The following is an 8,526-nucleotide window of genomic DNA, read 5'->3' as shown; positions in this document are numbered from 1 at the left end:
TTTCGCGAAGCTGCTCAAAACTTAAAGTGGAGCTGGCGGACGGAATCGAACCCCCGACCTGCTGATTACAAGTCAGCTGCTCTACCAACTGAGCTACGCCAGCTCACATTCGCCTCGTCAGCGAGGGCGGTATACTACGGACTTTTTTCAGCGGTTGCAACACCTTCACAACGTTTGATTTCCACCGATTTGAATCGGCGTCCGAAATCCGCCAGATCAGCCTCAAGTTCCACGGAATCCGGAACATAGGCCGCCTCAAAAACGAGGGCGTAGCTTATCTGATTTCGGGGGAAAAATGCCAGCTCTGCGTTAAGATTCTCGGATTTTCTTTGCGCCAGGACTCGCTCCGCGGCCTCAAGGGACTCAAACAGGCCCAGGGAGATGGCGTTCTTCTGGTCTCCCTCGGTGACGAGGTAGGAGTCAATCCCCCGTCGCTGGACCTCACGAAACAGGGACAACGCCTGCTCTTGGGAGCCTTGCGGTGGAATGATGACCCAATGCAGCGGCTCCAACTGCTGCTCCCGCCTCTCCACCTCGACGCTGAGCGGCGTGCGCGCACGCTCCAGCGAGGTTTTCGCGCCCTGCGCCTCCTCCACCGTGTCATACCGGCCAGCCACGAAACAGTAACGAACCGGTTCTGGGTCGGCAGCCTCAGGCTTGGACTCGCTTTCCGCCGCCAGGTGTTCAGAACCCTGCGCTTCGTTGGGACCCCGCCGGGACTCGTCCGGCGATGCCGGGGCGCGGTCGGACTCCCCAACCAACTCCAACTCGGCGACACGGGGCAAGCGACCCGCCACTTCACCCGGCGCTGCAGAGTCATTGGGCACCCCCTGGAGATACCACCACAGGCCGGCGTTCGCCACGATCAACAGCACAACCACCCATCTCATGCCGTTGTCGACTCCTCATCGATGGCGGCGAGCCCATCCAGTACCAGATCCGGCACCCATTCCGCCGCCAGGCCGGCGTCGAGCAGGTCAGGAGCATCGCCACCGGTGACCAGCATACTGGCGAGACCGCGGCCGGCCACTTCCGCGTTCAGCTGCCGCACAATTGCCTGCCACAGCCATCGCAGGCCATGATGCACGCACTCCGTCGTGGTGGTACCGGGACTGGCATCGCGAGTGACCGCCTCACCATAGCCGATGCGGGCCGCATCCTGTCGAAGCGACCGCAACATCATCTGCTTGCCGGAGAAAATATAGCCGCCCTGATGCTGGCCGTGGTGATTCACAAAATCCACCGTGATGGCACTGCCGGCATCGACCACGGCCAAGGCGGACCGACACCTCAGCCATGCACCGTAGAGGGCGTGCCATCGATCCACGCCCATGGTCCCGGGATCGGGATACGCACAACTGAGTTCCCCCCGCCGCGATTCGGTCCAATAAAACCGAACCGGAGCATTGGTGATTGCCGCCAGCCGCTCACACAGGCGGTCCCGGCGGGACTCCGACGCGACGGTTGACACCGCAACCGCAGAAATCTCGCTCGCCCCAGACACCAGAGTGCTGAAGAGACCAGCCTCGTCGATTCCCCCTGAGCCGGCGGACAGACTCTCCCCGCCGGCGTCCCGCAACTGCCATTTAACCCGGGTATTTCCCATGTCCACCAGCAGTTTCACGACGAAACCCGCAAGCTGAGTTCCCCGGCCCGCACGGCCTCAATGGCGCCGCTTGCCCGCTCCACCAGGTAACTTCCGTCGGCATCGATCCCCCGCCCGATCCCGGCGACCTCTCCCTGGCCTGCCGTCAGGGACCGATTGGCAAACAGGTCCCGCCGCTGCCACCGTTGGCGGAAAGCCTCAAACCCCTCCTCGCCAAACTGGTCACAGGCAGCAACGACTGAGGCAATAATTTCGCCGGCCAGCTCATTGCGGGACCATTCCCGGTCCGGGGCGGCTTTCGCCAAGCTGGTCCAGGCCTGCTCAACCGCCGGCGCCTCGGTCATGTGCACGTTGAGCCCAATGCCGGCCACCACCTGCACGCGCCCTTCCTCCAGTTCGCCCTGAAGCTCGATCAGGATGCCCGCAAGCTTGCACCCATTGAGAAACACGTCGTTTGGCCACTTCAGGCTGACACCGACCAGCCCCACCTTCTCCAGCGCCTCCGCCAGTGCAACCCCAAACACCAGGCTGAGACCATCCAAAGCAGAGAAACCACCCGCGAACTCCAGGCCCAGACTCATATAGAGGTTCTGACCGGCCGGGCTCTGCCAGGCGCGCCCCCGTCGTCCGCGACCGGCGGACTGGCTGTCAGCAATGCATACCGGGATTGTCCTGTCGCTGGCCTCAGTCCGCATTACGGCGGCATTGGTGGAGTCGACTTTATCAAGGACCGTCAGGCTCACCCGCTGGGCAAGCCGCTCTGACAGCCTACGGCGGATAGCACCTCCATCCAGGAGATCAACGGTGTCGGCCAAGCGATATCCCTTGCCTCGGATGGTTTCAATGTTAAAGCCGCGGTCGATGGCCCGTCGTATCTGCTTCCAGACCGCGGTACGACTGATACCCAGTTGCTGGGCCAGAGACTCGCCGGAATGGATCCGACCATCCGCCAGGAGTCCGACAAGGATCTTGGTTTTCATGGATCGTGCGCCTGAGGGTAAAGGAATTGCCAGAGCCGGATTAAACAACAGGCGAGCGGAAAGAACAAATTTGGCGAAAGGCCGACGATGCTAGGGCGCACTCGGCGCCCCGCATTAGGGCATGGGGGTAGCGGTCAGGTTGGCCTGAATATCGAAGTTCTGCATTTTAACGCCGTAAATTGCAGTCTGGGCCCCCCCGGTGGGATGCACCAGGTCAATGCTGTTGATGTTCAGTTCCTTGAAGCGTGACTGGGCCTGCACCGCAAAACCCAAAGGCCGACTCTCGATTTCCGTGGCGGTCGGGGAAGCAACATACCGGTAACCGGCCGGCTCGGAGGCATCCATGATCTTCTCGTCGCCCGCAGCACCCTCGACGCCCTGAGAATCCGGCCCATCGGTCTTCTTCACAACCCGGGTCTGGTACACGTCCACCGAAATGTCGGTTTGTATCCCGAAAGTGTTGTCGTCGATGCCGTCGCCGTCGAAATCGCCCCCATCGCTGGTATGGATATCGTTCAGGACCAACTTCATGCCCGTATCGTTGAGGGGATTGCCCTCACCATCGAGCTGCCGGTTGCTCTCCCAGGTGATGGCATTGCGACGGGTTTCGTCCACGGCCTTGGCCAGGACCTGCTTCATGCTCACCGTAACCCCCTCGGACCCGCGATCCTCCCAGACACCTCCAGAGGCCGCGCAGGTAGTGGCATCGTCACCCACACCACCGGCACAGACAGTCCCGGCACCGCCGGGCTTGATCGTCATGGCGCTGCCGGTCTCGTAGGACTGAAGCACGAAGCGTCCAAAACTCGCCCCCGCTGTCTTGTCGCCAACCCGCAGGTTACCCACATCCATCGTGCTCCAGGCTTCCCCTTTGATGATCGCCAGCCCTTCGCTGGTGACATCGACGGTCATATCCCGCAGGTGCATGTCGTAATCCAGCTCGGTCACCCAGATCCCCTGCTGGGCGACCTCGCCATTCCCTTCATCATAGGGCTCTGCGAGCAGGGCAGCACGACCGTTGCGAATCTGGATGTCGGAATTGATGGTCAGGCCTTCACCGCTGGCGCCGCCGGCGCCCAATGTAATATGACCATCCAGCTCAAACTCATAGGCGGGGTAAAAGCCCAGAGCCAACAGCAGTTCCGTCCCCCCCTGCAAGGGGGCTTCGTCGTCTCCCACCTTCAAACCATTCAGCCGGTACCCGCCCTTCAATCCTTCAAAACCAATCCGCAGGCCGTCATAAAAGCGGGTGCCATTGAGGGTTTCGTCCCGGGTGACATTGACCGTGATATCGCCCTGCCCCCATGACTGCAAGCCACTGAAAATGACCTGGTTACCGTCCTCCGTGTAGCTCACGCTGGCCTGGGGCAGACTCCACTGGGCGGCAACCCGCAACCCCTGCGGCCCCGCGTCGGGGTGTCCACCGCCTTGCAGATAAAGCGCATTGGTGTAACTGGTGCCGGCAAACACGTGGTCCTGGAACAGGAAGCTGACGTTAACCGCCCCCAGGCTGTTACCGGCGGCACCCAGCTCCACGCGTTCAACGTTCAACTCGCCAGACAACGAGCCGGCGGTCAGTGCCAACGCTGCACGGCCGGTCCAGTCATTGGTGACGTCAATTCGAAGGTCGTCAAGGCTGTAATAGCCGGTGATTCCCTTCAAGGCAAACGGATTGCCATCATCCAGATAGATAAAGTTGGCACTGTTGATCACTGCGCTGTGATCAATACGAAGGCCCTCCCCGGATCGACCGCCGCCTCCGACGGTGGTCTCTGACGACAGGTCAAAATCCCCACTGATGCTGCCGTAACTTGGCAGTTGCTGACCTGAACTCACATCCGTGCTCACTCCGTGATTCAGCGGGTTATCGCTGTAGCGGATGGCGCCTATGCTGTAGCTGCCGGTAATGGAGGGTGCCGTGAATAGCAAACCGCCGTCGACCGCGTCCATGGTGACGCCCGGGGCGCTGACCGTCATTGCCAGGTTGTCCAGGAACACCTCATTGCCGTTGGTACGATAGCCGATGCGTCCTTCGGTCAGGGTCCAGGCCGAATCGAAGGTGTAGCCGTCGGCGCTGAGCGTACCGCCTGGAGACAGGGACAAAGTGCCCTCCAGGTTGTGGTCGAAATACATGCCCCCCATGCTCAGCGCTGAAGCACCATCAAGTGTCACATCGGAAAACTCGATGCGGCGGTCTTCCACCAGGTAATCCAGATTCAGATAGCCATTGCTGTCGATGTCAATATCGATCTTGTGGAACGCCCCCCCGCTCGCATCCGTCGCGGAACCGATACGCACGTTCTCCAGATGAATACCGCTGCCGTCGTCAAAATAGGACAATCGGTCCATCTGGGCATTGAGATCCAACTCCAGCGTTATCCCGGTCTGCCCACTGATCGATGACATGGCGGCGTCATCCAGACTCTGCAGTTCAGCCAGGGCCGGCACTGGTAATGCCATGGTCAGCCCGCTGCAGAGCACGAAGAGCGGTGATCGATGGTCGAAAGCGCGCATCAGCCAGGTCCTTCTATGGGGAATCCGTGGGGAAAACCAACAGGTTGCCTTCCAGGGTCACGTCACCCTGCATTTCAATGGAAAACAGATCCGTTTGCTGGAATCCCGCGTCGGTGGGGCGGGCCGTATTGCTGGCCGCTACGGTGAAATGAACGTCGTGGTATCGGACGACGTTGGGCAACCCGAGTTCTACCACGTCCCGGTTAAATAGCTCTCCGTCGCCGCCAAAGCCGGAGTCGATGTGGCGGACCCGCAGGGTCAATCCCTCGAAAGAAAAACTGCCGCGAATGTCGTCCAGGACAAACCAACCTCCGTCTTCCTTGAGGCGATAGGCCAGGCGTGCGCCGCACTTCTTCCCCTCGTCTCCGCACGCTCCGAAGTAACTGTTCTGGATCGGCCCGCCCAGCTCGTTGATGCTGATGTCGCCCGAAAGGTAAATACCGCCTTGCCCGGACACACCCGCCAGGTCGGTATCATCCATCCGGGACAGTTCAGCCATCGCGCCACTGGGCAAGCCCAGGATGAAGAGGAACAGGCCACCAGGCCACCACCGTGAGATCTTTGCCATCATTGCCCCAGGTCCTTGGTCTGGATTCGCAGATGCTGTATCAGCATGCCGTCCACCCGCGTCGAGCCGAAGTTTCGCTCGCCCACCGAGAGGTTGCCAATGGTGAGATTGCTGCGATAGTCGGGGTTGGTGTAGTAATCGTGATAGAACTGCCAGGTGGCTGAATCACTGCTGGCTTCCTTACCGTCGGCGCCAATGGCTCCGGGATCCGGCCGGGGAATGGCCTGCACTTCCGCCACAAAGTTACCACTGCCGTCGACATCCAGAAACATCGGCTGGAGTTCGTTGCCCAGCGCCAACTCCAGGGCGAAGTCCGCCATCACAATCCGCGAACCGCATTCTGACCCATCCTGGCTGCAGGCGTTGATGGAGAGCTCGGGGGAGTAGAAATTAAGCTTAAACTGGCCCACCAGTTGACGCCGCTCGTCGTCGCCCCACAACCTCAGGTAACTGCCGTCGATGACCGCGCTCTGAGCATGAATGTTCAGGTTGGCAGACTGGTTGGAACCAACCGTGACGTTCAGCTGCAGCCCCAGATCCGGGCGCTCCCCGGCAAACTCCGCCGTTTGGGGCCGGCTCGCGCAGGAGCCGCTGCCCGCGACTGCCGACGTACTCAGGCAATCAAAGCCTTCCGTTACCGGCACCTTGGCCGGCGCAGCAATGCTCAGAACGGCCTTGTCGGCGACACCGATGTCGTTGCCGTCGATCACGTCGATGGCAAAGGGGTTGACCAACCGCCCCAGGTTGACCGGGTTGAGATTGGCGCCGTAGTTGCTGCCCGAGCCGGCGATGTAGAGCTTGTTGACGATGATCTCGACGTCCTGGCCATCGGTGCTCTTGATGCCTCCGATCTTGAACACCTGGCCGTTGACCACGTCCGTACCATGGGCGAACTTGAAATCTTCCAGCACCAGGCCGATACCCGCGCCCTCAACATCGGAGAGCTCCGACTCGGTAAGGCTCGTCATTTCCCCATGCACCAGCCCGGCCGAACTGGTCAGCAAGTATCCGACCATAGCCAGCCTGAGCCTGCAGTGCCTGTGTTTGCGGTTCCATTGGCGCATAGTTCAATTCCCTTAAAAGAGCCCTCTGCCCCGGTCGATATACTCCGTGCGATATCGGTCGATTCCTTCTAGTGCCTCCCCCAAACTGAACTCAACAGCCCCCGCAGGTATATTAAAAAAACCGCCCGATGTGGCACGGATATAGTCAGCGGCCGCCGGATTGGTTTTGGCCACATCTTCCAGCCAATCCAGGTCACGCGTTTGAAACGATAGGAACAGCCCCGATTCAGGAGCCACAATCCGACGTTCGCCGTTTACTTCCTCGATACTCCCAATGGGAAGGCTTTCAAAGTTGGTCAGAGGGAAACAGGCATCGATACCAAGTACCTGGCATTCGTCGGCAATGATGTGTACATCGCCCCGGCCACAGATCCCCAGAAAACAGCTGGCAGTTGTTTTCACCTGGGATGAGCTGAAGGCACCGGCAAACTGAATCAGGGTATTGGTCGCGCCGTCGACATCCTCGACAATGAATTTCTCCCCGTTGGGCACCCCTGCATGAGTGGCCCTAACAGGGTCAAGCTCGCCCAACCGGGGATCCCCATCTTCACCGTAAACCAGTTGGGCCTTACTTTGGATAGCGTTACTGCCGACCAAATACGGTGCCAGGGCTACAATGATCTGATCAAACAGGTTGCCGTTGGAGCTGGCTGACTCCAGATCTTCCCCGGTTGCCTTTATATTGACGTTCACGTCCCCGGTCAGGTTTTGAATATTGCCGGACAGGATGCCCATGGAGTCGCCAAAGCCCAACCGAACCCCTACCACTTCATTGCTATCTTCGTCGAAGGCGAACTCGAGAAATGGGTTGCTAATTGAGAACGGTACGATGTCACCTTCTGCGTAGGCCGTTCCATCCGGCTTGCGCTGTCTGGCCGCGTCCGGGTTGGCGTCGAAATAAGCCTGGTTATTGATGTAGCCGAGCGCAAAGTCGTTGATCAGTACATCGGAGGTACCGACATCTTCGCCTTCCCGGTTATATCGACCCAGTTCCAGGGCATCCACTTCGGTCTGAATTTCGATGTCCATACCCAGGTTTACCCGGGTATAGACGGTATTCTCCGCCGCGTCCGGATGGGAGTTGCGATCGATGGAAATGAAGGCCTGACCGGTGACTTCCGACATGGCGTCATCCGAGATAGGGGTTAATTCCGACTGAACCGTGCAGGTCCAGCCCATTGCAGCCAAACCTAAAAGCCAGACTCTGTAATTCATGCTGACATCTCACTCTATGCCGCAATCGATGGCGACCATTGTTGTCTTTATTCGTCATGTTGAGTGTCTCTGATGTGCTGGCAGTTTTTTTTGGTTTGTGTGGCCAGTTCTTGATCAGTGTAATGCTGTTTAACACAGCCCACTGTGCGCGTCGTCATAGAATGGACAACTTCTGACAAGGTTTTACATCCCGGGTCAGGAAGTGACGGAAATTGGACGGTTGGGAGCGATAGGAAGGGGCAAGGAACCGGGGGAGTCTGATGCAGTCGGCGCCGTAATAGGCCGGGGACAACGATCGACTTTGCGCAACCCGGGGGCGGGCCATTCGTCACGGCTTGGGCGTTAGCCGGTACCGCCAGCGCTGGGCCCTGCGGGCTTGTGGTCGGGAGTACCCGTCGTCGCGGATTGGTTGCTATCCGATACCGCCAGTGCTGCGCCCTGGGACGATGACCCGGAGCGGACCGGGGACGGTCCGCGCGTGCTCCCCTGCCGAAGCGGTGCTTCGGCTGCCCAGCGGGCACCGGGTCGCACACTCCCGTAGGTCCCTTTTTGTTGGGCTAATAAAAAACCCCAGCACCG

The 8,526-nt window shown here is 59.8% G+C and carries 7 protein-coding genes and 1 tRNA gene; all 8 read right to left on the bottom strand.

Translation table 11 applies throughout. The annotated features are described in order from the left end of the window. Positions 1-27: 27 nt before the first annotated feature. The 8 genes from R3175_RS17650 to R3175_RS17615 all read right to left on the bottom strand — a co-directional run bounded on the left by R3175_RS17650 (position 28) and on the right by R3175_RS17615 (position 7,947). Positions 28-103: transfer RNA gene (locus tag R3175_RS17650), tRNA-Thr, on the bottom strand. 31 nt (positions 104-134) lie between these two features. Continuing rightward, positions 135-890, bottom strand: a complete 756-nt coding sequence (locus tag R3175_RS17645; RefSeq protein ID WP_318945661.1) for a hypothetical protein — start codon at positions 888-890, stop codon at positions 135-137. After that, the gene (locus R3175_RS17640; RefSeq protein WP_318945660.1) at positions 887-1,624 is read right to left on the bottom strand and encodes a type III pantothenate kinase; all 738 of its coding nucleotides are present in this window, start codon (positions 1,622-1,624) and stop codon (positions 887-889) included. The genes R3175_RS17645 and R3175_RS17640 overlap by 4 nt, the downstream gene beginning before the upstream one ends. After that, positions 1,621-2,586: a biotin--[acetyl-CoA-carboxylase] ligase gene (locus tag R3175_RS17635; protein WP_318945659.1), complete on the bottom strand. Its 966-nt coding sequence runs from the start codon at positions 2,584-2,586 to the stop codon at positions 1,621-1,623. Before R3175_RS17635 ends, R3175_RS17640 begins: the two co-directional genes overlap by 4 nt. A gap of 114 nt (positions 2,587-2,700) precedes the next feature. Then, entirely contained in the window at positions 2,701-5,100 is a 2,400-nt protein-coding gene (locus R3175_RS17630; RefSeq protein ID WP_318945658.1) for a DUF6160 family protein, read from the bottom strand. A gap of 13 nt (positions 5,101-5,113) precedes the next feature. Then, entirely contained in the window at positions 5,114-5,668 is a 555-nt protein-coding gene (locus tag R3175_RS17625) for a DUF6160 family protein (RefSeq protein WP_413231793.1), read from the bottom strand. Continuing rightward, entirely contained in the window at positions 5,668-6,636 is a 969-nt protein-coding gene (locus R3175_RS17620; RefSeq protein WP_318945656.1) for a hypothetical protein, read from the bottom strand. Before R3175_RS17620 ends, R3175_RS17625 begins: the two co-directional genes overlap by 1 nt. Positions 6,637-6,744: 108 nt before the next feature. Next, positions 6,745-7,947, bottom strand: coding sequence for a hypothetical protein (locus R3175_RS17615; RefSeq protein WP_318945655.1), 1,203 nt, complete (start codon positions 7,945-7,947; stop codon positions 6,745-6,747). Between the last annotated feature and the right edge of the window lie 579 nt (positions 7,948-8,526).

The organism is Marinobacter sp. (assembly GCF_033722735.1).
GTDB lineage: Bacteria > Pseudomonadota > Gammaproteobacteria > Pseudomonadales > Oleiphilaceae > Marinobacter.
Note: the sequence above shows the minus strand (reverse complement) of the source record. Positions and strands in the feature narration are given on the sequence as shown.

Coding starts and splice junctions, on each gene's coding strand:
- R3175_RS17645 (WP_318945661.1), bottom strand. CDS start 890: ATGAGATGGGTGGTTGTGCTGTTGATCGTGGCGAACGCCGGCCTGTGG.
- R3175_RS17635 (WP_318945659.1), bottom strand. CDS start 2,586: ATGAAAACCAAGATCCTTGTCGGACTCCTGGCGGATGGTCGGATCCAT.
- R3175_RS17630 (WP_318945658.1), bottom strand. CDS start 5,100: ATGCGCGCTTTCGACCATCGATCACCGCTCTTCGTGCTCTGCAGCGGG.
- R3175_RS17625 (WP_413231793.1), bottom strand. CDS start 5,668: ATGGCAAAGATCTCACGGTGGTGGCCTGGTGGCCTGTTCCTCTTCATC.
- R3175_RS17620 (WP_318945656.1), bottom strand. CDS start 6,636: ATGACGAGCCTTACCGAGTCGGAGCTCTCCGATGTTGAGGGCGCGGGT.
- R3175_RS17615 (WP_318945655.1), bottom strand. CDS start 7,947: ATGAATTACAGAGTCTGGCTTTTAGGTTTGGCTGCAATGGGCTGGACC.